Genomic DNA, 23,040 nt, shown 5'->3' with positions numbered 1-23,040 from the left:
ACACCTACCGGGGTGGCGGTCGTCACCCACCGGGGCGGCGGTCGCCGCATGACCGCCAGCGGCCGTCACTACCGAGTGGGCAAAAAAAAGACCGGGCACCAGGCCCGGCCTTATCCGAAGACGCAGTCGGATCAGAACTCCTGCCAGTCTCCATCGGCCAGCTCGGTCGCCGGCTGGCGGCTGGCCGGGCGGCGCGGGGCGGACGGGGCGGCCGTCGGTGCGGCTGCACGCGGACGTGCCGGTGCCGGGGCGTCGTGCTGCAGCTCGACCTCGTCCAGGGTGAACACCGACACCGCCTCGCTGAGGTGGCCGGCCTGTTCTTCCATGGCGCGCGCGGCGGCGGTGGCTTCTTCCACCAACGCGGCGTTCTGCTGGGTGGTTTCGTCCATCTGCACCACGGTCTGGTTGACCTGTTCGATGCCGGCGGACTGTTCCTGCGAAGCGGCGGAGATTTCGGCCATGATGTCGGTCACGCGCTGCACCGAGGCGACGATCTCGCCCATGGTGGCGCCGGCCTTGTGCACCAGTGCCGAACCATCGGCGACCTTGCCGACCGAGTCGTCGATCAGGCCCTTGATCTCCTTTGCCGCTGCGGCCGAACGCTGTGCCAGCGTGCGTACTTCGCTGGCGACCACGGCGAAACCGCGGCCCTGTTCGCCGGCACGTGCGGCTTCCACCGCGGCATTCAGCGCCAGGATGTTGGTCTGGAAGGCGATGCCGTCGATCACCGAGATGATCTCGGCGATCTTCTTCGACGAGGTCTGGATGGCCGACATGGTGGTGACCACCTGGCCGACCACTTCGCCACCCTGCGAGGCCACGCCGGCCGCACCGATGGCCAGCTGGTTGGCCTGGCGGGCGTGCTCGGCGTTCTGGCGCACGGTGGAAGTCAGCTCCTCCATCGATGCCGCGGTTTCTTCCAGGTTGGCGGCCTGTTGTTCGGTACGGCGCGACAGGTCACTGTTGCCGCTGGCGATTTCACCGGCGGCCGAGTTGATGGCGCGGCTGGAATGCTTGATGCGGGTGACGATGCCGCTCAGCTGCTCGGCGGTCGCATTGGCATCGTCACGCATCTGCGCGAACACACCCTGGTAATCGCCGTGCATGCGCGCGGTGAGATCGCCACGCGACAGTGCGTTGAGCAGCTGGGAGATCTGCTCGATGCTCGATGCGTTGGCATCCAGCAGGCCGTTGATCTGGTTGGCCAGCTGCAGGAAGAAGCCGTCCTTGCCTTCGCTGTCCACGCGGTCGGTGAGATCGCCCGCGGCGGCGCGGGCGATGACCCGGGCCACTTCGGCTTCAACGGCGGCTTCCGGGGTGCGGTCGCGCCATTCGGTCACATGGCCGACCGTTTCGCCTGCTTCGTTGCGGATGGTGGAGATGACCTGGGCGAACTGTGCCTGTCCGTACTGCACTTCGCGACGGGCCACGCCGTTGCGCTCCAGCTCGGCCAGCACGGCCGCATCGGCCTTGCCGCCCACTTCCAGCTCGGCGACCGGGCGGCCGACCAGCGGCGCTTCGACGTCGAATTCCGGCAGGTCCTTGCGCACTTCGGCGGCGTGCTCGACCAGCGACTGCGCCAGCGCACGGTTGGCGTAGACGATCTGCTGGTTGGCATCGCTGAGGAACACGCCGGTGGAGCTGTAATCCAGCGCGGTGCGGATGCGCAGGTTCTCGCTGGCGATGGCCTGGTCGCGTTCGATGCGTTCGCGCAGATCGCGCTGCATGCGCTGCATGGCCTGCATCAGGTCGCCCACTTCATCCGAGCGCGAGGTGTCGATGTGTCCGTCCAGCTTGCCGCTGGCGACTTCGTTGGCCACGCTCACCGCGCCGCGCACGCTGCCGACCAGGGCGCGGGCAAACAGCCACACCAGCACGAAACCGAGCGCGGCGCCGCCAAGCAGGGCGACGATGATCAGCGTCGCCGAGGTGGCATAGGTGGATTCTGCCTGCTCGCGCGCAGCGCGGGCCAGGCGGTTGTCTTCGGCGATCAGCGTTTCCAGTGCGGCGGCCGAAGCGCGGTGCTTGGTGCGCGTCTCACCGACGAAGGTGTCGATGGCATCGTCGGGCAGCTGCAGTTCCAGCATCTCGCTGACCGAATCGTAGGAGGCGAGCGCGCCGTTCCATTCCTTGACGAAAGTGTCGAACAGGGCTTTCTGCTGCGGGTTGTCGACCAGCGCCGGGTAGGCTTTGATCGAGGCATCCATCTGCTTGCGCAGCTCGCCGGCGCGGGTGTGCGCTTCGGCCTTGACGTCGTCGCTGGCGCGGATCAACTGCTGGTAGGAGGAATTGCGGTACTCACCCAGCACGCCGCGCATCTCACCGGCCATGCGGATGCTTTCCATCCGCTTGCCGGCCAGGTCGGTGGTCACGTCGTTGAGCGAGTGCAGGCCACGGTAGGCCACGATGCCCTGAAGCAGCATCACCAGCAGCAGCACCCCGAAGGTGAGCAGCAGCTTGGGCATCAGTTTGAGGTTGTTGATCCAGGGCATGGCGTTGCACTCTCCAAAGGCGGACGCGTCCGGGCCACCATGGCCCGGGTGCAGCAGCCACGCCGGCCGTGCCGGCGTGGCGGGACAGGCCGGTCTTACTTGATGTCGGCCAGCTTCAGGCCAGCCGGCGAGCTGACTTCGATTTCAGCGCGCGAGGCGTCGCGCTCGATCCTGCCGATCACACAGACGGTCTTGCCTTCCAGCGATTCCAGCGGGAAGCTGAACTTGCCGCGGTTGGCGCCGGCGATGCGCGCGGAGAAGGTGTGGCGCGGGAAGGCGCCGCCCATGTACAGGAAGGTCGGCGAACCTTCCGAACCTTCGGCGAAGCGGGCCTTTTCGACCTTGCCGCAGACCATGCCTTCCTTGCCGACCTGGCGCGGGGCCATCTCCGGCGGAATCATGGCCGACTGGGCGGAGGCGGTCAGGGCGGTGGCGGCCAGCAGGGTGGCCGATGCAAAGGCGAACAGGGACTTCATCTACAGGTACTCCAGTAATGGGGATGGGGATCGGGTGGCCGGCCTGGTGCGTTCCGTCGCGGGCGGTCCTTGAATCCCCTATCGGCTGTTGCTGATGGAACTGAAGGATTTTGTTTCGATCCGCTGCAATCAGGCAGCGGCTTCCTCGGCCACGACCGGCTGGCCCATGTCGGCGCTGTCGAGCAGGGTTTCGATGTCCAGCAGGATCAGCATGCGATCGTCCTGGGTGCCGATGCCGGAAATGAAGCGGGTATCCACTGCCGCGCCAAACTCAGGGGTCGGGCGGATCTGCTCGGCCGCCAGCGGGATCACGTCGGAGACGCTGTCCACCACGATGCCGACCACGCGGTCTTCCACGTTCAGCACGATCATCACGGTGAAGGCGTCGTAACGCGCGTTCTCCAGGCGCAGCTTCAGGCGCAGGTCGATGACCGGCACGATGGTGCCGCGCAGGTTGATCACGCCCTTGATGTAGTCCGGTGCATCCGGCACGCGGGTGACCGCATCGTAGCCGCGGATTTCCTGCACCTTGAGGATGTCCACGCCGTAGTGCTCGTCGCCGAGGGTGAAGCTGAGGAACTCGCCGCCGGTATCGGCGTGGGCCTGGTTCTTGTCGTTCATCGAGGGTGTCCTGGGTGCCGTGATTCGCGGTCTCAGGCTCGATATCGGCGGATCCGGGCGGGACTTTAGCAAAAGCGCGCGCGAGCAAGCTCGCGCCTACGACAAGCGCGCGCGAGCAAGCTCGCTCCTACGACAAGCGCGCGCGAGCCAGCTCGCGCCTACAGTTCGCCGTTCTTGCGGGCGCTGCGCTGGCGGTCGATGCGGAAAATGTAGCGCTGGATGGCGCTGTCGCCGCCGCGCGGCAGGCGGTCGAAGCGCAGCCCCACGCGGGTGACTTCGCTGCCGTTCGGCAGCTTCTGCAGGCGCTCGTTGCAGGCGATCAGGCTGACCTGCAGGTCCGGTCCATCCGGCAGGCTCAGTTCGGCGTCGTAGCGCTTCTGCAGGCCGAACACGGCGTACTCCGCGGGCAGGGTGACCGCCAGTCCGCCGCCGCTGATGTCCACCACGCGCATCGCCAGCCGCTCCGGGCGTCCGTCCGCCGCTGGAAGTACCAGCTGCGGGGAGTCGGTGATCGGGGTCTCCAGCCGGTACATCTCCCGGCGCTGCAGGTGCACCATCTCGTCCGGCAGGGTGGTCCGGAATGCGACGTGGCGGCCGTTGTCCAGGCGCTCTATATGGTCCACGCGGAAGCGCACCAGCACCCGGTCCAGCTGCGCAAAGCACAGCAGGTGGCCCGCTGCTTCGGCGGCACGGTTGGATGCCTCCTGCGGGCTGCCGTCGAGCAGCAGCTCATCGCGGTCCTCGTCCAGCTCCAGCACCGCGGTGGGGAAGCTCTGGTCGCGTCCGCCGATGTGGGCGTTGATCAGTGACCGCTGGTCGATCAGCTGCCTGAGCAGCTGGCGGATCTGCAGCGGGTTTTGCACCAGGAAGCGTTCATCGGCGCTGTCGTCGTGCGCGGAGGGGGGATCCTGTGCTGCATCGTGGCTGCCTGCGGACATCGGTTCTGCGTTCGAGTACGGGAAAAACCGTGACGTAGGACACGGTGGCCTTCCAGCATATCGGCATTGGTGCCATTTCCTGAACCCCATGAAAGCGCCCCGTTGCCAGGCGGGGCCAGTGGGGGCAGCGGTAGCGCCGGGCCGCGCTCGGCGAGCGCAGCGGCGGGGAGCTGACGGCCAGCGACCGTCACTACCCGGGGGCCTGCGCTACCCGGCCAGCTCGCGCAGCCGCCGCAGCACGGCGGTATCGCTGCCATCGTCATGCAGGCGGAAGCGCGCCACGGCCTCGGCAAGCCCTGCTGCCTGCGATCCCATGGCATGGGTGGCCTCGGTCGAGGCTTCGACCAGGGCCGCGTTCTGCCGGGTGTTGGCGTCCATCTGGGTGATGCTGTGGCTGACCTGTTCGATGCCCGCGCTCTGCTCCTGCGAAGCCGCGGCGATCTCGGCCATGATCTGGTTGACCTGCTGCACCGACTGCACGATCTCGCGCATGGTCGAGCCGGCGCGCTGCACCAGCGCCGAGCCGTGCGCGACCTTATCCACCGAGTCGTCGATGAGGCCCTTGATCTGTTTGGCCGCTTCGGCCGAACGCTGCGCCAGGACGCGCACTTCGGAGGCCACCACCGCGAAGCCACGGCCCTGTTCACCGGCACGGGCCGCTTCCACGGCGGCGTTCAGGGCCAGGATGTTGGTCTGGAAGGAGATGCCGTCGATCACCGAGATGATCTCTGCGATGCGACGTGAGGCGTGTTCGATGTCGCTCATGGTGGAGACCACGCTGCCGACCACCTCGCCCCCGGAGGCCGCCACCTCGGCCGCACCGCTGGCCACGCGGTTGGCAGTGCGGGCATGTTCGGCGTTCTGCCGCACGGTGGCGGTCAGTTCTTCCATGGTGGCGGCGGTTTCTTCCAGGCTCGCCGCCTGTTGTTCGGTGCGGCTGGCAAGGTGCCCGTTGCCCTGGGCCAGGCCGGCGGCGGTGCCATTGATATGGGTGGACGCGTCCTGGATGTTGCCGACGATGCGGGTCAGCTGGGCGATGGTGGCGTTGGCATCGTCGCGGATGCGGCCGAACACGCCGTGGAAATCGCCTTCCATGCGTGCGGTGAGATCGCCCTGGGAGAGCGCCGACAAGAGGGCGGAGATCTGGTCCAGGCTGGTGGCGTTGGCATCCATCAGGCCGTTGAGGTGCTGGGCCAGCTGCAGCAGGAATCCCTCCTTGCCTTCGCAGGCGACACGGCCACTGAAGTCGCCGTTGGCGGCAGCCTGCACGATGCGTTCAAGCTCGGCTTCCACCTCCGCTTCGAGCGTACGATCGGCCCACTCCACCACGAAGCCCTGGCGCTCACCCTGGGTGCTGACGATGGGATTGACGATCAGGCGCAGCAGCCGGCCGCCGACGCGGATGTGCGCACGGTAGGTCGTGGTCAGGGTGTCCAGCAGCCTGGCCTGGTGGGCGGGGTTGCGGTGGAAGATGTCGATGTTGCGGCCGATCAGGTCGCTTGCATCGAACTGTGGCAGGTCGCGGCGCAGGTCGGTTTCGGCAGCGGCCAGCATCTGCTGCAGGGGGCGGTTGACAAATACGATGTTGCGCTCGCGGTCGGCGATCATCACGTTGGTGGTGACATCGTCCAGCGCCGTGCGGATGCGCAGCGTGTCCGCCAACGCGGCCTGTTCGTGCTCGCGCCGCTGCAGCAGCTGCGTACTGGTCTGCACCAGGGTGCGCGCCAGCGACTCGGCCGGGAACTGTTCGGCACGGATGCCGGCCGGCAACGGCTGGTCGGCGGCCACGCCGCGCGCCAATGCGGCCAACTGCCGGGGATCATGTCCGAGCAGCAGCAGTTGGCGGCGCATCTGCACGGCCATGACCGAAAGCAGCGCGGTTTCCACCATCACGTAACTGGCGTGCAGGGCGAGGATGCCGATGCCGCTGCCTGCACTGAACACCGGGTAGGGCAGGCCGCGCTGCTGCAGCCAGAAGAACAGCACGTGGTGCACGGCGATCGCCGCGGCGGCCACCACCAGCGGCAGCCAGTCGCGGTAGTACAGCAGCAGGGCGATCAGCACGATCACGGTGAAATGGGTTTCCAGCAGGCCGCCGGTCTGGTGGATCAGCGTGGCGGCCTGCATCATCCAGGCCAGCGCGACGGTGCAGCGCGACAGCCGCGTGCCGGGCAGCAGATGGACCTGCGCGGCGACCACCAGCAGGGTGGGCAGGCTGAGGGCGAGGAACGGGGTCCAGGCACCGGCGCGCAGCGCAAGCCCCATCGACACCAGTGCCAGCAGGGCGCTGACCGCCAGGAACAGGCGATCGGCTTCTGCCGTCAGGGCCTGCAGGAAAGGAAGTCTTTCGTGACCTGCGAACGAATCAACAGTGCGTGGCGTGGCGGACATGCGCAATGCTCCTTCTGGCATGAACAGCGGCGTGGCGATTCAACGGCGGTCGGTGGGGACGACGCACAGGGGAATGGGAGAGTCGGCCTTCTGGTACCACAGCGCCGGTGCTGCCCAGCCCATCCAAAGGCCGAGCAGCAGCAGGCCGGCCAGCGCGCGGGGAAAGCGCTGTCGGGGCACGGCGACGTCGGCGGAAGCGTCCATCAGCAGACCGGGCGATGTGGTGAGAGCAGTAACGGCCCTGCTCGAACGAACTTGACGGGCGCGTGATGAGAGTGTGACGGCGCGCACGGATTGTCCCGAAATCACGGCGTTCGGCTGGCCCCTGACAGGTTTCGGGGGCCGCAGACGCAAAGCGGTAGCGCCGAAGGCAGCGGCAGGAGCCGCTGCCAACGTCGCTTGCGACGGCCCCGCAGGGTGCCGGTCAGGACGACAGGCATACCCATGGTCGGCGGATATCCATCAGCTCAACTGACAAATTCCGCCGACCATGGGTCGGCGCTACCAGAGCCGCATGTTCCCAGGCCGCCATGGACCTGACGAAGGCGGGGGCGGGGTGGATGGCGTGGACCCGCGCCATGGAGGGCGCGAAACGAGGCCCGCAGGAGCGGGTTTTGCCGTCCCCCGCGAACCTGCCCCGCCCCGCCAGCCAGTGAACCGCTGTAGCGCTTAGAACTCCTGCCAGTCGCCGTCGCCGGCGATGACCGGTTGCCGCACCGTGGCGCGGCGGGTGGCCGGGCGCGCGGTGGCCGTCGGCGGCTTCGCCGATGCGGCCACGCCGGTACGTGCGGCAGGTGCAGCGGCCTTGGCCGGCGCGCTTTCGGCCAGCCGGAACTGGGCCACCGCATCGGTCAGCTGCATCGCTTGTTCTTCCATCGAACGTGCCGCTGCGGTGGCTTCTTCCACTAGTGCGGCGTTCTGCTGGGTGGTTTCGTCCATCTGCACCACGGTCTGGTTGACTTGTTCGATGCCGGCAGACTGCTCCTGCGAAGCCGCCGAAATCTCGGCCATGATGTCGGTCACGCGCTGCACCGAGGCGACGATTTCGCCCATCGTCGCGCCGGCCTGATGCACCAGCGTCGAGCCGTCGGACACCTTGCTGACCGACTCATCGATCAGGCCCTTGATCTCCTTGGCCGCTGCGGCCGAACGCTGTGCCAGGGTGCGCACTTCGCTGGCGACCACGGCGAAGCCGCGTCCCTGATCGCCCGCGCGCGCCGCTTCGACGGCGGCATTCAACGCCAGGATATTGGTCTGGAAGGCGATGCCGTCGATCACCGAGATGATCTCGGCAATCTTCTTGGAGGACGCTTCGATCGCTGACATGGTGGTGACCACCTCGCTGACCACTGCGCCCCCCTGGCTGGCCACGCCGGCTGCGCCGATCGCCAACTGGTTGGCCTGGCGCGCATGCTCGGCATTCTGGCGCACGGTGGAGGTCAGTTCCTCCATCGATGCTGCGGTTTCTTCCAGGTTGGCGGCCTGCTGTTCGGTACGGCGCGACAGATCGTTGTTGCCGGCGGCGATCTCACTGGCGGCGCCGCGGATGCTCTGCGCCGATACCTGGATGCTGGACACGATGCTGGTCAGCTGGCCGACGGTGGTGTTGGCATCGTCGCGCATCAGCGCGAACACGCCGTGGAATTCGCCGTCCATGCGTGCGGTCAGGTCACCGGCGGCGATGGCCCGCAGCAGCTGCGACAGTTGCGACAGGTTGCCGTCTGCCACATGCATCATGGTGTTGAGCTGTTCGATCATCACCTTGAAGTCATGCTGGAAACGCGCGGCATCGCCACGCTGGCTGAAATCACCGACCGCCGCGGCCGATGCCAGCTGCTGGATCTGCGTGTTGATCGCCAGCAGGCTGGCCTTGGCCGCATCCATGGACTCATGCAGGAAAGCGCGGCTGGCCGGCAGGCGGCGGGCGTCCGGTTCCAGGTTGCCGATGGCGTACTGGTTCAGCACATCCACCGCATCGCGTAGTGCGTCGAGGTGTTCGAAGATGACCGTATTGATGCCATGCGCCAGCTCGCCATACACGCCGGGGAAGTCTTCCGGGATACGGTGGCTGATGTCCGGGCCGGCGTGCATTTCCACCATCTGCTGGGTCTGGCTGGAGAAGCGGCGCAGCGTGGCGGTCATCTCCGCGGTGGCGGCCAGCATGCGGCCGGCCTCATCGTTGCTGGTGGCCTGGGTGGTGACGCTCAGGTCGCCGCGTGCCACGGCCTGGATGGCCTGCACGGCCTTGCCCAGCGGTACGGTGATGGCGCGCGAGATGATCACCGCCAGCGTAGCTGCAACCAGCGACAACAGCAGCATCGCGGCGATGATGGCGACCAGGCTGGTGTGGTGGGTGGCGTTGGCGTTGGCGATGCCCTGGTCCATCAGCTTGCCGCTGTAAGCGCTGAGGGCCTTGAGGTCTTCGAACAGGGCGCGCCGCAGTGGTCGCGACTGCTCATCGGAAATCTGCTGCGCCAGTACCGCATCGCCGCTGCCGCCGGCCGCGCGCAGCTGTTCGTTGGCCGCCAGGTATGCAGCGACGGCTGTCTTGACCTTCGCATACAGGGCGCGCTCGGTGGCATCGGCCGGCAGTGCAGCGTAGGCATCAAGTTCCTGGTGTACCACCTTGGCGGCGGCGTCCATGCGCTTGTTGTAATCAGCCACCTTTTCCGGCTTGTCCAGCATGGTCAGCTGGGCCATCTCATAGGTGCGGAACTCACCCAGCTGCGAGCGCACTTCGCCCAGGTGCTGCACCGAGGGAATGGCATTGCTGGCCATGCCGCGCAACTGTTGGTTGGCCTCGGACAGGCGCAGCAGGGCGAAGCCGCCCAGCACGAGGGTCATCAAGGTGGTCAAGGTGAATCCCACCGCCAGCTTGCGGGCGATGGGAAGATCGGCGAACCACTTCATGCGGGTGCTCCAGGGCAGGGCGGGGCGCAGCGGCCACGCCGCTGGGCGATGTTGGAAAGGACTCGGACGCGGCGGTGTGGGGGATCATCACGCCGTCTTTACAGGTAGCGGCGCGGCTGCGCGGATCTGTAGCGCCGAGCGGTGCTCGGCGACGTTTTTTTATTCCGCCAAGCGAGTCTCGGCGCTAACCTTGATGACGGATCAGGCGGCCTGCGGCACGCGCAGCGAGCGTACCAGCCCGCCGATGTCCACGATGAGCGCGACACGGCCATCGCCGAGGATGGTGGCGCCGGACACACCGCCGATGCGGCGGTAGTTGTTCTCGATGTTCTTCACCACGACCTGCTGCTGGCCGACCAGTTCGTCCACTTCCAGCGCGATCTTCTGGCCATCGCCTTCCACCACCACCACCAGCGATTCGTCGCTGTGGCGCTGGCCGTAGCCGTAATACTCGCTCAGCGACAGGATCGGCAGGTACTCACCGCGTACGCGCAGCACGCGGCCTTCGCCGGCCATGGTGCGGATGTCGCTGGCCTGCGGCTGCAGCGCTTCCAGCACGTACGCCAGGGGCAGGATCAGGGTTTCGCCGGCCACCGAAACGGTCATGCCGTCGAGGATCGCCAGCGTCAGCGGCAGGCGGATCAGCGTGCGCGTGCCGATGCCGGCGCGGCTTTCGATCTGCACTTCGCCGCCCAGCGCCTGGATGTTGCGGCGGACCACGTCCATGCCCACGCCGCGGCCGGACAGGTCGGTCACCGCATCGGCAGTGGAGAAGCCCGGCTGGAAGATCAGGTCCCAGACCTGCGCATCGGTGGGGTTCTCCGGCACGGCCAGGCCGCGTTCGGCCGCCTTGGCCAGGATCCGCTCGCGGTTCAGCCCGTGGCCGTCGTCGCTCACTTCGATGACGATGTGGCCGCCCTGGTGCGAGGCCGCCAAGGTGATGGTGCCGGTTTCGTCCTTGCCCGCGTTGCGGCGGAACTCCGGCATTTCCAGGCCGTGGTCGATGGAGTTGCGCACCAGGTGGACCAGCGGGTCGGCGATCTTTTCGATCAGGCCCTTGTCCAGTTCGGTCCCTTCGCCGATGGTCTTCAGGCGCACCTGCTTGCCGAGGCGGGTGGACAGGTCGCGGACCAGGCGCGGGAAGCGGCGGAAGACTGCATCAACGGGCAGCATGCGCACGCCGATCACCGCTTCCTGCAGGTCACGCGTGTTGCGCTCCAGCAGGTCCAGGCCGGCGAACAGGCGTTCGGCATGGGCCGGGTCGATATGGTTGGACACCTGCTTGAGCATGGCCTGGGTGATGACCAGCTCGCCGACCAGGTTGATCAGCGCATCGACCTTGTCCACGCTGACGCGGATCGAGGATTCGGCTTCCTGCGCCGGGGTCGCAGCGGCCGTGGCCGGCGCTGCGGTGGCAGGCGCTGCAGCCGCCGTCGGCGCGGGCTCGACCTGGGCCGGTGCGGTGGTGGCCAGGCTGGGCGGTGCGACCGGACGGATGTCCAGCTCGCAGTCGTCGACCACCCAGGCGAAGGTATCTTCGATCTGGCTGCGCTTGATCTTGCCGATCAGCCCGAGATCCCATGCCAGGTGGGCTTCGAACGGATCCAGCTGCTCGAAGCCGGGCAGCCGCTCAAGGCGTGCCTGCACCTGCAGCGGGCCGAGGTGTTCCAGTTCGCGGATGATGCGCAGCGGATCATTGCCGCTCATGAACATCGACGGTGCCGGGGTGAAGCCGATCTGCCAGGCTTCCGGCTCCGCTTCGGCCGCGACCGGGGCGGCTGCGCTTGCTGCCGCGGGGGCCTGGCCGGACAGGATCGATTCCAGTCGTGCCTTCATCGCCGCGACCGTGGCCGGGTCGGCCTGAACGCCGTGTTCGGCTTCGCGGAGCAGGGCGCGCAGCACGTCCACCGAGGCCAGCATGGCATCCACCGCATTGGCTTCCAGCGCGCGTTTTCCGGCGCGCAGTTCGTCCAGCAGCGTTTCCAGTACGTGGGTCAGCGCGGCGATGGCATCAAAGCCGAAGGTACCGGCGCCGCCCTTGATCGAATGCGCCGCACGGAACACCGAATTGATGATCTCTGCATCGTGCTGGCCGGATTCCAGGGTCAGCAGTCCAGCTTCCATGGCGTCCAGCCCTTCGCGGCTTTCCTCGAAGAAGGTGGCGTGGAAACGTTGCAGGTCCATGCTCATGTCAGGTGTGTTCCAAGGGCGGGCGCGGGGGACGGGATGGCGTGGGCGATCAGCCCAGGACCTTCTGCACGGTGGCGATGAGCTGTTCGGGATTGAACGGCTTGACCAGCCAGCCGGTAGCGCCGGCCGCCTTACCTTCGGACTTCTTGTCGGCGGCCGATTCGGTGGTCAGCATCAGCATCGGGGTGAACTTGTATTCGGCCAGCTGGCGCAGTTCGCGGATCAGCGAGATGCCATCCATGTTCGGCATGTTGACGTCGGTGACCACCGCGTTGAAGCGCTGGCCCTTGGCCCGGCCCAGCGCGACGGCGCCGTCCTCGGCTTCTTCGACGGAAAAACCGGCCGAGGTGAGGGCGAAGGAAACCATCTGGCGCATCGACGCCGAGTCGTCCACCACCAAGATACGTGCGCTCATGCCGCGTTCTCCACAGATTTCAGGTTGTCATGGGATACAGCCAGGCCCAGGGCCTGGGTGACGCCGAGCAATCGCGCGGCGTCGGTGAAGGTTGCGGTGCTGCCGCTGAATTCCGTCTGCAATCCGGCACCGCGCCGAGCCTGTACGAAAGCGCACAGGACCTGCATGGCGGCGGTGTGGATACGGCCCACCCGGCTGGCGTCGAGGGTCAGCGGGTCGGCCGCGGCCAGCAACGGGGCCAGGCGGTTCTTCAGCTCGGTGCTGCTCTCGATGCCGAGATCTTCACCCAGGTCCACAGTGCTCATTGTTGCTCCGGACAAACGGTTCCAGACTTCATAGCGGCAATATCCGGGGAAGCTTTAGGGTTGGGTTTTTTGTTTCGCGTCCTGGAGCAGAAGCAGAAGCAGAAGCCGGGGGCGAGGGGGGCGGGCAGGGTCAGGCAGGACACGCCGCAAGTACGTCCGTGTAGGCTTGTGTTCGGCTCCTGCCTCACACAGTCCTGCCTGACCCTGCCCGCCCCCCTCGCTGACAGTCCGCGCTTGGGCCGCGGGTGATTGGGGGGAAGAGCAAGGGCAAGGGCAAGGGCAAGGGCGGAGCGCGTGGCTCCTGCGAGGGCTGTCTTTCAGTTCAGGAGCTGGGTGGCGTCGAGCAGGATCATCGGTTGCTGGTGGAGGCGGGCTACGCCTCGGAAGATGTCGTTGCTGATGCGGCAGATGCGGGCGGTGTCGGGGGGTTCTATCTGGGAGTCGCTGAGGTTGGTGACGTCTTCCACGGCGCTCACGCGCAGGCCCATGATCTCGCCGTTTTCTTCGAGCACCACGATGCGGGTCAGGGCGTCTTCGCCGGCGGGGGCGCCGCCGAGGTGGATGCCCAGGTCCATCACCGGGACTACCTGGCCGCGCAGGTTCATGATGCCGAGCATCGCAGGGGCGGTGCCGCGCAGGGGCAGCAGCGGCACCGGCAGCACCACTTCCTGCACCTTCAGCAGTTCCAGCGCATAGGCCTGGCTGCCGCAGCGCAGCCGCAGCCAGCGCGAGCTGCGCTCGGTGGCGCGTCGCTGCGGGGATGACGCGTAACCGCTCTGCCGGGCCTGTTCCTGCAGTTCCTGCCAGGTACTGGGCGGGTTTTCATTCGGCTGCGCCAGCGCGGGGGTCGCGCGGGCCACGGTGCGCGGCGGCAACGCGGGCGCCGCAGGCGCGGCGGGCGGGGACGGGGCGAGCAGGGCGGCGATGGGGTCGGCAGCGGCAGCGAAGGCGGCTTCCAGCGAGGGACTGTCGGCGTTGGTGAGCACCGCGCTGACGTCCTCGCCGGTTTCGTAGATCACTTCGTCCGGCAGGTCGTCCCAGGTCGGTTCCGGTTCCGCTCCAGCAGCAGGCAGCGGCGCGTCGGCGGCGGCATCAAAGGCGGCCTGCAGGCTGGCTTCGTCCATCAATGCGGGGTCTTCGCTGCTGGCCGGCCCGGTTTCGTAGACCACCTCGTCGGGCAGGTCATCCCAGGTCGGCTCGCGTTCGGCGGGGGGCTCGGCTGCGGTTTGGGCAGCGGGGACCGCAACCGGCTCGGCGAGTGTCGTGGTGGCTTCGCCCAGCAGCTGTTCCAGGTAATCGTCCAGCACGGTTTCGTTGTTCATGCGGCCTGCTCCAGTGCGCGCGCATCGTCGGCCAGGATCCAGTCCAAGGCACGGCGGTAGGCGGCCAGGCCGCGGCCCGGATAGTCGTCCCCTTCCACCGGCGCCATCAGCGTGGCGGCGTTGCTCATCCGCGTGTCCACCGGGATCGCATCCTCCCAGACACGCGTGCCATGGTTGTCCTGCATCTGCCGCAGGCTCTCGTTGCCGGCGCGGGTGCGGCGGTCGAACAGGGTCGGCAGGATGGACATCGGCAGCGGGCGTCGACGCGAGCGTTCAACCATTTCACCGGTGCGGACCATGCCGTCCAGCCCGTGCAGCGCCAGCGGTTCGGCCTGGGTGGGAATGATCAGGCGATCCGCCGCGGCCAGTGCGTTGATCATCAGCAGCCCCAGCGTGGGCGCGCAGTCGAGCAGGATGTAATCGTGACGGCCGGCGTGGCGTGCCAGCGCATTCTGCAGCGACAGTCCCAGTCCAGGCTGGTTGGCGCTGCGCCGTTCCAGCGTGGCCAGCGCCGACTGCGCGCAGACGTGGTCCAGCCCCGGGATGCGGCTGGCGTGGCACAGCGTGGCCAGTTCGGCCGGCGGTGCGGCGAACAGTTCCAGCACGCCGGCCGGCGGCGGATCCAGCGGGATGCCAAACGAGCGAGTCAGTGAAGCATGCGGGTCAAGATCGATCAGCAGCACGCGGTGGCCCAGGGCGGCCAGTTGCCGGCCCAGCGCCAGGGTGGTGGTGGTCTTGCCGACGCCGCCCTTCTGGTTGGCGATTGCCCAGATGCGCATCGGTCTACTCCTTCATGGCGGGGGTGACGGCGGCGCCGATCGGGCTGCCGGCCGCTGCAGGCGCACGTGGCGCCTGCGGGGTGGGGGGTAAGGAAATCGGGGTGATCGGCGCGGGCGCAGCGCTGCCGGTGGAGGCGTTGAGCCGTTCGCTGATCGGGTCCACGCCGTGCGTGGTGTCGGCCAGGATGATCACCATCACCCGCCGGTTGCGGTTGCGTCCGACGGCGCTGGTGTTGTCCTCGCGCGGGCGGAATTCGCCGTAGCCGACCATCGCCAGGCGGGCCGGCTGCAGGCCCTGGTCGGCGAACAGGTGCACCACGCTGGCGGCACGCGCGGCCGACAGTTCCCAGTTGGAAGGGAACTGCGCGGTGGCGATCGGCACGTTGTCGGTGTGGCCTTCCACGCGCACGCTGTTGGGCACACCGCGCAGCACCCCGGCCAGCGTGGACAGGGTGTCACGCGCCTGCACGTCCAGCACCGAGGCACCGGTCGGGAACAGGATATCGCTGTTGATCTCCACCTCGATCCACAGCTCGGTACGGCGCACGGTGATCATGCCGCGGTCGATCAGCGGCGCCAGCGTGGCGGTGAGCCGGCCGGCGATCGCGTTGAGCTGGCGCTCGGCCTGCTTCAGCTGCTCCTGGTCACGGAAGGACACCGGTGAGCGCATCTGTGATGCCATTGCTGGCAGCAAGGACGGATCGTTGGCCGGCGCGGGTGCTGATGGACCGACGCGGCTGCCGGCGTTGATCACCGAAGGCGCATCCCAGCCGCCGCCCTTGACCTGGTTGCTGCCGACCTGCACGGGGTTGAGGGTGCGCGGGGCCGAACCGAAGGCGGTGCTCAGCGCGGCGGCGACCACGCGGTATTTGCCTTCGTTGACCGATGAGATCGCATACATCACTACGAAGAAGGCAAGCAGCAGCGTCATCAGGTCGGCGTACGGAATCGCCCAGGCCTCATGGTTGGCATGCTCTTCGTGGTGCTTGCGGCGGGCCATGTCAGTGCAGGAACCCGCTCAGGTTGGATTCGATGTTGCGCGGATTCTCGCCCAGCGCGATCGAGATCAGGCCTTCGATGGCCATCTCGCGGTCTCGGGTGTTGTGGGCGATCACGCTCTTGAGCTTGGCCGATACCGGCAGGAACAGCAGGTTCGCCGAGGCGATGCCGTAGATGGTGGCGGTGAACGCCGCGGCGATGCCATGGCCGAGCTTGCTGGGGTCGGCCAGGTTCTTCATCACCGCGATCAGGCCCAGCACCGCGCCGATGATGCCCAGCGTCGGCGCATAGATGCCCATGGCCTCGAACACCTTGGAGGCGGCGAGGTCCTTGTGCTCCTGGCTGCTCAGTTCGATCTCCAGCATGTGCCGGATGGTTTCCGGCTCCACGCCGTCCACCAGCAGTTGCAGCCCCTTGCGCAGGAACGGATCGGACTGCGCTTCGACCTGTGCCTCCAGGCCGAGCAGGCCCTGGCGGCGGGCGATGTTGCTCCATTCCACGATCTGGGTGATCAGCTGGCGGCGATCGCTCTGCGGCGGGCGGATCACCCAGCGCACGATGGTGAAGGCATGCTTGAACACCGCCGGGGCGGTATGCAGCAGGATCGATGCGAGGGTTCCCACGATCACGATCACGAACGCAGCCGGCGACCACAGCGACGCCAGGCCAGCGCCCTTGAGGATGCTGCCCCCGACCAGTGATGCCAAGGCGAGGAAGAGTCCTATGAGGCTGAGTCTGTCCATGGATCGGTTATCGGCCCGTAGCGGTGTGACTTGAGCTGGCGGCCGGCAGCGTGCCGACCGACGTCACAGTTTTTGATCAGTCGTGCGGGCTGCGAAGCCCGTCGACATCGAGGATCAGCGCCATCCGACCGTCGCCGATCAGGGTGGCGCCGGCGTAGCCGCGCAGTCCGCGCAGCGCCTTCGGCAAGGGCTTGATGACCACTTCTTCGCGACCGCGCACCTGGTCCACCACCAGCCCGAAGCGTGCTTCGCCCGCCTGCAGCACCACGATGGTGAGCAGATTGGACTGCATCGGCTCCACGTCCAGCCACTGGCGCAGGTCCACCAGGGCCAGGGTGTGCGAGCGACGGTCGAGCACCGCGCGGCCATCGAACCAGCCCAGCGAGGTGGCCGGTGCATGCAGCACCTCCAGCACGCGGGCCAGCGGCAAGGCGTAGACATCCTCGCCGGCCTGCACCAGCAGGGTCGGTAAAATCGCCAGGGTGAGCGGTACGCGGATCATGAAGCGGCTGCCACGGCCCAGCTCGGACTGGATCTGGATCTGCCCACTCAGTTCGCGGATGCGCGACTGCACCACGTCCATGCCAACGCCGCGACCGGAAATGTCGGTGACCTGGGCCTTGGTGGAGAAGCCGGGGAGGAACACCAGGTGCAGGCATTCTTCGCTGCTCAGGCGGGCAGCGGCTTCAGGATCGATCAGGCCCTTCTCACGGGCCTTGGCGCGCAGCTTTTCCGGATCGATGCCGGCGCCGTCATCCTGTACTTCGATGCTGACATAGTCGCCTTCCTGCTGCGCTGAAAGCCGCACGTGGCCACTGCGTGACTTGCCCTGGGCTTCGCGCAGGTCCGGCATTTCCACGCCGTGGTCGATGGCATTGCGCACCAGGTGCACCAGCGGATCGGCCAGCGCTTCCACCAGATTCCGGTCCAGCTCGGTTTCCGCGCCTACCAGCTCCAGTTCGACTTCCTTGCTCAGCGAGCGGGCGACATCGCGGGCGACCTTGGGGAAGCGTGAGAACACCTTGCCCACCGGCTGCATGCGGGTACGCATCACCGCCGACTGCAGCCGCGCGGTGGCGATGTCCAGGGTAGAGACCGCGCGGTCGAGTTCTTCATCGCGCAGGCGCGCGCGCAGCGTCTTGAGCCGGTTGCGTGAGAGCACCAGCTCGCCGATGAGGTTGACGATGGCGTCCAGCCGCTTGGTGTCCACGCGCACGGTCTGCTCGGCTTCGGCCAGCGGCTTGGCCGGCTTGGGCGGGGCGGCGGCACTGGCTGCCGGTGCACGGGCGGCGGGCGGGGCGGGCTTGGTGGGAACGGGCGCAGGGGCCACCGCGGCAACGGCCTGGGCGCCGGGCACGGCACCGCCGTGCAGCTGGTCGAGCAGGGCTTCGAACTCGTCTTCGCTGATCATCGCATCGGCGGCCTTGGGTGCCACCGCGGTCGGTGCGCCACCACCATGCAGCTGGTCAAGCAGGGCTTCGAATTCGTCATCGCTGATCAGCGATGGATCGCCGCTTGCAGCCGCGGTCGTGCTGGCCGGAGCCGCACCGACATCGAACTGGGCGATCAGCTCCGGTGGCGCATGGCCGGGCTCTTCGCCGGCCGAAACCGAATCCAGCATCGCCTGCAGGTAGTCCAGCGACTGCTGGCCGGCATCGAAATGGTGCGGCTGCAGCGTGGCCTGGCCGGCACGCACCAGGCCGAGGGTTTCTTCCGCGGCGTGGCACAGTTCGACCATGGCGGTGATGCCAAGGAAGCCGGCGCCGCCTTTGAGCGTGTGGTAACCGCGGAACACCGCATTGAGCTGCGGGCTGTCCTGCGGGTCCTGTTCCAGGGTGACCAGCTGCTCGCCGAGACGATCAAGGATTTCCTGCGCCTCGATGATGAAGTCGGCAGCGATGTCGTCGGCGATTCCACTCATCTTCAGAGCCCCAGGTCGGACAGCAGGTCGTCGGCGTCGTGCTGGGACACCGCATGGCGGTCCACGCCGTGCACCGCAGGGCCGGCCAGTGCCGGTTCGTGACGGCCCTGCTGGCGCTGCGCCTGCAGTTCCGGCGGCAGGCCCAGTGCACCGAAGCCTTCATGCACGCGGCGCACGATGCCGACCACGCGGCGGATGATCTGCCCGGTCAGGTCCTGGTAGCTCTGGGTCAGGGCGATCTCGGTCAGGTTGTGGCGGATGCGCTCCAGCGCCTGCTGCTGCTCCAGCAGCGGCAAGGCCTCTTCACCCAGGCGTGCGGTGAGTGCACGGCATTCTTCGGTCAGGTCCAAGGTGCGGTGGGTGGCCTGTTCGGTCATCGTCACCACGTGGTCCAGGCGGGCGCAGGCGTCGTCCAGCTCACCGGCATCGGTGGTGACGGTGGGCAGTTCGCCCAGTGCCTGGCCAAGCTCCCGCGCCAGCCGTGACAGGCCGGCCATCATCGGCTGGGTACGTGCGGCGGCGAGGGCATCGATCTGCACGCGCCAGCCGGTTTCATCGCCCGCTTCCAGCGCGGCAAGCGCTTCCTGCAGCCGCTGCACCAGCCAGGCCTTGTCCATCGCTGCATCCATGACAACGGCCATCAGGCGCTCGCCGCCAGGCGTTCGAAGATCTTGCCGAGCTTTTCCTGCAGGGTCAGTGCGGTGAACGGCTTGATGATGTAGCCGTTGACGCCGGCCTGGGCCGCTTCGATGATCTGTTCGCGCTTGGCTTCGGCGGTGACCATCAGCACCGGCAGGGTCTTCAGGCGTGCATCGGCCCGGATCGCCTTGAGCAGCTCGATACCGGTCATCACCGGCATGTTCCAGTCGGTGACCACGAAATCGAAAGACTGGCTCTGCAGCATCGCCAGTGCGGCATGCCCATCTTCAGCTTCGGCGGTGTTGGTGAAGCCGAGGTCGCCGAGCAGGTTCTTGACGATGCGACGCATGGTCGAAAAGTCGTCGACGATCAGGATGCGCATGTTCTTGTTCAAAGCTTGATTCCTCTTGGGTACTTACGCTTCCAGGCCCGCGTCAACGGCCTCGAAGGTTTTCAGTCGGCCACGCAGGCGCAATACCGCCTGGCCATGGATCTGGCAGACCCGCGACTCGCTCACGCCGAGCACTGCGCCGATCTCTTTAAGGTTGAGTTCCTGTTCGTAATACAGCGACAGCACCAGCTGCTCGCGCTCGGGCAGGTGGCCGATCGCCTTGCCCAGTTCGCTGCCGAACTGGCTGCGTTCCAGTACCTGCTGCGGGGTCGGACCGCCCTGGGCAATGGTGTCCAGCTCGCCCTGGTCTTCGATCCGTGACTCCAGGCTCAGCACCTGGCCGCGCGAGGCATCTTCCATCAGCCGCAGGTAGTCCGGCAGCGGGATGTCCATCGCCGCAGCAACTTCGGTGGCCGATGCCGCGCGGCCGCTGGCCTGTTCCAGCCGGCGGATGGTGGCGGCGGCGTCGCGCGCACGGCGGTGCACCGAACGCGGCACCCAGTCGCCACGGCGGATCTCGTCGATCATCGAGCCACGGATGCGGATCGAGGCATAGGTTTCAAACGATGCGCCCTGGTCGGCGTCATAGCTGCGCGAGGCTTCGATCAGCCCCATCATGCCGGCCTGGATCAGGTCATCGACCTCCACGCTGGCGGGCAGCCGGGCGGCCAGGTGATGGGCGATGCGGCGCACCAGGTCCGAATGCTGGTTGATGCATTCGGTGGCCGCGGTGCGCTGTACTTCGCGGTACTGCGCTGCGCCTTTCATGCCACCACCCCGCGCTGCTTGAGGATGCGTTCGAGGAAGAACTCCACGCCGCCGCGCGGCTCGGTGGGGGCCTGCCAGCGTGCGGTACGGCGGGCGATCTCGTTGATCGCCAGCGCCGACGGGCTGGACGGGTAGGCCTTCACCACCGGCTGCTGGCGCTGCACCGAAAGGCGCAGCCAGTCGTCCTGCGGCACGCAGCCGAGGTAGTTCAGCGAGACATCGGCGAGGAACTTCTCGCAGACCCGGCTCAGCTTTTCGTACAGCACGCGGCCCTCGTTGGAATCGCGCACCATGTTGGCCACCACCTGGATCCGGTCCACGCCGCGTTCGCGCGACAACACCTTGATCAGGGCGTAGGCATCGGTGATCGACGCCGGCTCGTCACAGACCACCACCACGGTGTCCTGGGCCGCCTGGCAGAAGGTCAGCACGCCATCGGTGATGCCGGCGGCGGTGTCCACCACCATGACATCCAGGTCGCGCTCCAGTTCGGAGAACACATTGACCAGGCCGACATGTTCGGCCGGGGCCAGTTCGGCCATGTGCCGGCGACCGGACGCGGCCGGCACCACCAGCACGCCGTTCGGGCCTTCGATGATGACTTCTTCCAGCGTGCAGCGGCCGGCGATCAGGTCGGCCAGGGTGAACTCCGGCTTCAGGCCCAGGATCACGTCGATGTTGGCCAGGCCCAGGTCGGCGTCCAGCAGCAGCGTGCGTTTGCCCATGCCGGCGAGCGCCACGGCCATGTTGGCCGAAACGTTCGTTTTGCCCACGCCGCCCTTGCCGCCGGTGACGGCGATGGTGCGGACAGGGCCCAGCGGCTGGCTGCGGGTGGCCGACAACGGAAAGGCGGTGGTCAGCTTGGCGTACTCACGCGACGGCATGGTTCAACTCCGGGTTGCAGGGCATATCGGCCGCGCGGCGCAAATCTTCAAGGCGAAGTACGAGATTGGCTGCACTGGCCCGGTGCAGGTCTTCGGGAACGTCCTGGCCGTCGGTCACCCAGGTGATCGGCAGGCGGTGGTCGACGGCCACCGACAGGGCGGTGCCGAAGCGGCCGGTCTCATCCAGCTTGCTCAGCACCACGCCCTGCAGGTTGGCGGCACTGAAGCGGCGCACCACTTCGTCCATGTCGCCGAAACTGGTGTTGGCCGGCAGCACCAGCAGGGTGCTCACCTGGGGGGCGGCGCGCAGCCACTGCAGCTGCGAGGCCAGGGTGCGGTCGCGCGGGCCGACGCCGGCGGTATCGATCAGCACCAGCTTGTAGTCCTTCAAGCGTTCCAGCAACTGGTCCAGATCGGTACCACTGTTGGCCTCGTGCACGGCGATGCCGAGCTGGCGGCCGAAGCCGTACAACTGCTCGCGGGCGCCGATGCGGGCGGTGTCGGTGGTGACCAGGGCGACGTCACGCGGGGCGTGGGCTTCGGCGAAGCGCGAGGCCAGCTTGGCGATGGTGGTGGTCTTGCCGGCACCGGTGGGGCCGACCAGCGCGATCACCCCGCCGGCTTCCAGCGGGTCGACCGGGGAGATCGGCAGCTTGCGCGACAGCAGGCCCAGCATCAGGCCGCGACCCCGGTGCGCTTCGGTATCCAGCGGGATCTGCAGCACCACGTCGCGGGCGATCCCGGCGTCGAAGCCATATTCGTCCATCAGGTCCAGCGCGGTGGCACGCACCGGGTTGCCGCGCAGGCGCTCATCGGTGAAGCGGTGCATCTCGCGTTCGATGACCTGGCGCATGCCGGCCACTTCATTGCGCAGGTGGCGCATCTCTTCGTCGTCGCGGGCGATGACGGTGAGGGTGGGGGGCGCAACCACCGGCGGCGCCGGCGGCACGACTTCGGCCAGCTGGAGGGTGGGAGCGGGTGCGGATTCCGCCGGGCAGGGCTCGGCGCTGACGGCCAGGGGTAGCGCCGACCCCTGGTCGGCGAGCGAAGCGGGCCGTGGACGGGAAGATTCCGCCGAGCATGGCTCGGCGCTACCGCGTTCGGTCAGCTCGGGCACCTGTGCGGCGAAGGCCATCGGCAGCGGCGGCGGCAGCACCGCCGGTGCGCGCAGGACCGGCGCCGGAACGCGCGGTTCAACGGCCACGGCCGGTGCGGCGACATCGAAGGTTTCGTCTTCCACCCAGGCGCGCGGCAGCGCAGCGGCAGGGCGGCTGGGCGACACCCGCGGCGCGTCGGCCGGCGGCTGCACGAAGGGGGCGAAGATCTGCTCGGGCAGCGACGGTTCGTTGACGGCCGGCGGCGACGGGAATCGGGCGAGGCCACCGGCGGCACGCGCCAAGGTGGCAGCGAAGCCTTCGCTGCCACGACGCGGCACGCCTTCATCCGCGCTGTTGAGGGTGCGACCGGTGGCGCCGACCGCCGCACGCGCCAGCGCGGCGACGGCCGAGGTGGTGGCCGCAACCGGCTCGACGTCCTGTTCGGGCGTGCGGCGGCGGGTCATCGCCGCGATCATCGCGTCGGCCGCGGTGCGCGGGCGCGGTGCCGGCGCGGGTGCCGGTGCGCTGTCCTTGCGTGCGGTTTCCAGCGCACGCTGCACCACGCTTTCGTCGTAGTGCGCGGCAGCCACGATTTCCACGCCTTCCTCGATCCGCCGGTTGGACAGGATCACCGCATCGGGGCCGTGTTCCTTGCGTACCAGGTTCATGGCCGAGCGCATGTCGGCGGCGACGAATCGTTTGATTTTCATGCTGGGGTACCGGGACGGATTCGTTTCAGGGGCAGGGGATCGCGGGTGG

Annotated in this window: 20 protein-coding genes; all 20 read right to left on the bottom strand. The window is 67.7% G+C overall.

Annotated elements, in window-relative coordinates; translation table 11 throughout:
• Positions 1-131: 131 nt before the first annotated feature.
• The 20 genes from H9654_RS02895 to flhF all read right to left on the bottom strand — a co-directional run bounded on the left by H9654_RS02895 (position 132) and on the right by flhF (position 22,991).
• Complete coding sequence (locus H9654_RS02895) at positions 132-2,492, bottom strand: methyl-accepting chemotaxis protein (RefSeq protein ID WP_191768824.1); 2,361 nt, start codon at positions 2,490-2,492, stop codon at positions 132-134.
• 95 nt (positions 2,493-2,587) lie between these two features.
• Positions 2,588-2,968, bottom strand: a complete 381-nt coding sequence (locus H9654_RS02890; protein ID WP_042611988.1) for a hypothetical protein — start codon at positions 2,966-2,968, stop codon at positions 2,588-2,590.
• Positions 2,969-3,097: 129 nt separating this feature from the next.
• A complete protein-coding gene (locus H9654_RS02885; protein ID WP_101099691.1) occupies positions 3,098-3,589 on the bottom strand; it encodes a chemotaxis protein CheW in 492 nt (163 codons plus the stop codon).
• A gap of 158 nt (positions 3,590-3,747) precedes the next feature.
• Positions 3,748-4,527 (bottom strand): flagellar brake protein, encoded by a 780-nt coding sequence (locus H9654_RS02880; protein ID WP_191768821.1) that lies wholly within the window; start codon positions 4,525-4,527, stop codon positions 3,748-3,750.
• A 207-nt stretch (positions 4,528-4,734) separates the two neighbouring features.
• On the bottom strand, positions 4,735-6,918 hold the full coding sequence (locus tag H9654_RS02875; protein WP_191768819.1) for a methyl-accepting chemotaxis protein: 2,184 nt from the start codon (positions 6,916-6,918) through the stop codon (positions 4,735-4,737).
• A gap of 39 nt (positions 6,919-6,957) precedes the next feature.
• Positions 6,958-7,122 (bottom strand): hypothetical protein, encoded by a 165-nt coding sequence (locus H9654_RS02870; protein WP_191768817.1) that lies wholly within the window; start codon positions 7,120-7,122, stop codon positions 6,958-6,960.
• 465 nt (positions 7,123-7,587) lie between these two features.
• Complete coding sequence (locus H9654_RS02865; protein ID WP_191768816.1) at positions 7,588-9,828, bottom strand: methyl-accepting chemotaxis protein; 2,241 nt, start codon at positions 9,826-9,828, stop codon at positions 7,588-7,590.
• 201 nt (positions 9,829-10,029) lie between these two features.
• Positions 10,030-12,018, bottom strand: coding sequence for a chemotaxis protein CheA (locus H9654_RS02860; RefSeq protein ID WP_191768814.1), 1,989 nt, complete (start codon positions 12,016-12,018; stop codon positions 10,030-10,032).
• A 49-nt stretch (positions 12,019-12,067) separates the two neighbouring features.
• The gene (locus tag H9654_RS02855; protein ID WP_042613857.1) at positions 12,068-12,433 is read right to left on the bottom strand and encodes a response regulator; all 366 of its coding nucleotides are present in this window, start codon (positions 12,431-12,433) and stop codon (positions 12,068-12,070) included.
• Positions 12,430-12,738, bottom strand: a complete 309-nt coding sequence (locus H9654_RS02850; RefSeq protein ID WP_101099696.1) for an STAS domain-containing protein — start codon at positions 12,736-12,738, stop codon at positions 12,430-12,432. Before H9654_RS02850 ends, H9654_RS02855 begins: the two co-directional genes overlap by 4 nt.
• Positions 12,739-13,055: 317 nt before the next feature.
• Positions 13,056-14,060 (bottom strand): chemotaxis protein CheW, encoded by a 1,005-nt coding sequence (locus H9654_RS02845; RefSeq protein WP_191768812.1) that lies wholly within the window; start codon positions 14,058-14,060, stop codon positions 13,056-13,058.
• Positions 14,057-14,839 (bottom strand): ParA family protein, encoded by a 783-nt coding sequence (locus H9654_RS02840; protein ID WP_101099698.1) that lies wholly within the window; start codon positions 14,837-14,839, stop codon positions 14,057-14,059. The genes H9654_RS02845 and H9654_RS02840 overlap by 4 nt, the downstream gene beginning before the upstream one ends.
• Positions 14,840-14,843: 4 nt before the next feature.
• On the bottom strand, positions 14,844-15,839 hold the full coding sequence (gene motD, locus H9654_RS02835; protein WP_191768810.1) for a flagellar motor protein MotD: 996 nt from the start codon (positions 15,837-15,839) through the stop codon (positions 14,844-14,846).
• A 1-nt stretch (position 15,840) separates the two neighbouring features.
• Positions 15,841-16,581: a flagellar motor protein gene (locus H9654_RS02830; protein WP_057508268.1), complete on the bottom strand. Its 741-nt coding sequence runs from the start codon at positions 16,579-16,581 to the stop codon at positions 15,841-15,843.
• Between the two features lie 76 nt (positions 16,582-16,657).
• Positions 16,658-18,502 (bottom strand): chemotaxis protein CheA, encoded by a 1,845-nt coding sequence (locus H9654_RS02825; protein ID WP_191768808.1) that lies wholly within the window; start codon positions 18,500-18,502, stop codon positions 16,658-16,660.
• A 2-nt stretch (positions 18,503-18,504) separates the two neighbouring features.
• Positions 18,505-19,143 carry a protein phosphatase CheZ gene (locus H9654_RS02820; RefSeq protein ID WP_182657510.1) on the bottom strand — a complete coding sequence of 213 codons (639 nt, stop codon included), beginning with the start codon at positions 19,141-19,143 and terminating at the stop codon, positions 18,505-18,507.
• Positions 19,143-19,535: a chemotaxis response regulator CheY gene (gene cheY / locus H9654_RS02815; protein WP_042613865.1), complete on the bottom strand. Its 393-nt coding sequence runs from the start codon at positions 19,533-19,535 to the stop codon at positions 19,143-19,145. The genes H9654_RS02820 and cheY overlap by 1 nt, the downstream gene beginning before the upstream one ends.
• Before the next feature lie 21 nt (positions 19,536-19,556).
• A complete protein-coding gene (locus H9654_RS02810) occupies positions 19,557-20,300 on the bottom strand; it encodes an RNA polymerase sigma factor FliA (protein WP_042613866.1) in 744 nt (247 codons plus the stop codon).
• Positions 20,297-21,184 (bottom strand): MinD/ParA family ATP-binding protein, encoded by an 888-nt coding sequence (locus tag H9654_RS02805; RefSeq protein WP_042613867.1) that lies wholly within the window; start codon positions 21,182-21,184, stop codon positions 20,297-20,299. Before H9654_RS02805 ends, H9654_RS02810 begins: the two co-directional genes overlap by 4 nt.
• The gene (gene flhF / locus H9654_RS02800; RefSeq protein ID WP_191768807.1) at positions 21,171-22,991 is read right to left on the bottom strand and encodes a flagellar biosynthesis GTPase FlhF; all 1,821 of its coding nucleotides are present in this window, start codon (positions 22,989-22,991) and stop codon (positions 21,171-21,173) included. Before flhF ends, H9654_RS02805 begins: the two co-directional genes overlap by 14 nt.
• Between the last annotated feature and the right edge of the window lie 49 nt (positions 22,992-23,040).

The organism is Stenotrophomonas lacuserhaii (assembly GCF_014836545.1).
Taxonomy (GTDB): domain Bacteria; phylum Pseudomonadota; class Gammaproteobacteria; order Xanthomonadales; family Xanthomonadaceae; genus Stenotrophomonas; species Stenotrophomonas lacuserhaii.
This window is presented reverse-complemented; position numbering and strand designations above follow the sequence as displayed.

Bases quoted from the DNA above. Each gene is read 5' to 3' on its own strand.
- H9654_RS02830 (WP_057508268.1), bottom strand. From the start codon at position 16,581: ATGGACAGACTCAGCCTCATAGGACTCTTCCTCGCCTTGGCATCACTG.
- H9654_RS02885 (WP_101099691.1), bottom strand. From the start codon at position 3,589: ATGAACGACAAGAACCAGGCCCACGCCGATACCGGCGGCGAGTTCCTC.
- H9654_RS02860 (WP_191768814.1), bottom strand. From the start codon at position 12,018: ATGAGCATGGACCTGCAACGTTTCCACGCCACCTTCTTCGAGGAAAGC.
- H9654_RS02825 (WP_191768808.1), bottom strand. From the start codon at position 18,502: ATGAGTGGAATCGCCGACGACATCGCTGCCGACTTCATCATCGAGGCG.
- flhF (WP_191768807.1), bottom strand. From the start codon at position 22,991: ATGAAAATCAAACGATTCGTCGCCGCCGACATGCGCTCGGCCATGAAC.
- H9654_RS02840 (WP_101099698.1), bottom strand. From the start codon at position 14,839: ATGCGCATCTGGGCAATCGCCAACCAGAAGGGCGGCGTCGGCAAGACC.
- H9654_RS02895 (WP_191768824.1), bottom strand. From the start codon at position 2,492: ATGCCCTGGATCAACAACCTCAAACTGATGCCCAAGCTGCTGCTCACC.
- H9654_RS02850 (WP_101099696.1), bottom strand. From the start codon at position 12,738: ATGAGCACTGTGGACCTGGGTGAAGATCTCGGCATCGAGAGCAGCACC.
- H9654_RS02870 (WP_191768817.1), bottom strand. From the start codon at position 7,122: ATGGACGCTTCCGCCGACGTCGCCGTGCCCCGACAGCGCTTTCCCCGC.
- H9654_RS02820 (WP_182657510.1), bottom strand. From the start codon at position 19,143: ATGGCCGTTGTCATGGATGCAGCGATGGACAAGGCCTGGCTGGTGCAG.
- motD (WP_191768810.1), bottom strand. From the start codon at position 15,839: ATGGCCCGCCGCAAGCACCACGAAGAGCATGCCAACCATGAGGCCTGG.
- H9654_RS02890 (WP_042611988.1), bottom strand. From the start codon at position 2,968: ATGAAGTCCCTGTTCGCCTTTGCATCGGCCACCCTGCTGGCCGCCACC.
- H9654_RS02845 (WP_191768812.1), bottom strand. From the start codon at position 14,060: ATGAACAACGAAACCGTGCTGGACGATTACCTGGAACAGCTGCTGGGC.
- H9654_RS02865 (WP_191768816.1), bottom strand. From the start codon at position 9,828: ATGAAGTGGTTCGCCGATCTTCCCATCGCCCGCAAGCTGGCGGTGGGA.
- H9654_RS02805 (WP_042613867.1), bottom strand. From the start codon at position 21,184: ATGCCGTCGCGTGAGTACGCCAAGCTGACCACCGCCTTTCCGTTGTCG.
- H9654_RS02875 (WP_191768819.1), bottom strand. From the start codon at position 6,918: ATGTCCGCCACGCCACGCACTGTTGATTCGTTCGCAGGTCACGAAAGA.
- H9654_RS02880 (WP_191768821.1), bottom strand. From the start codon at position 4,527: ATGTCCGCAGGCAGCCACGATGCAGCACAGGATCCCCCCTCCGCGCAC.
- H9654_RS02855 (WP_042613857.1), bottom strand. From the start codon at position 12,433: ATGAGCGCACGTATCTTGGTGGTGGACGACTCGGCGTCGATGCGCCAG.
- H9654_RS02810 (WP_042613866.1), bottom strand. From the start codon at position 20,300: ATGAAAGGCGCAGCGCAGTACCGCGAAGTACAGCGCACCGCGGCCACC.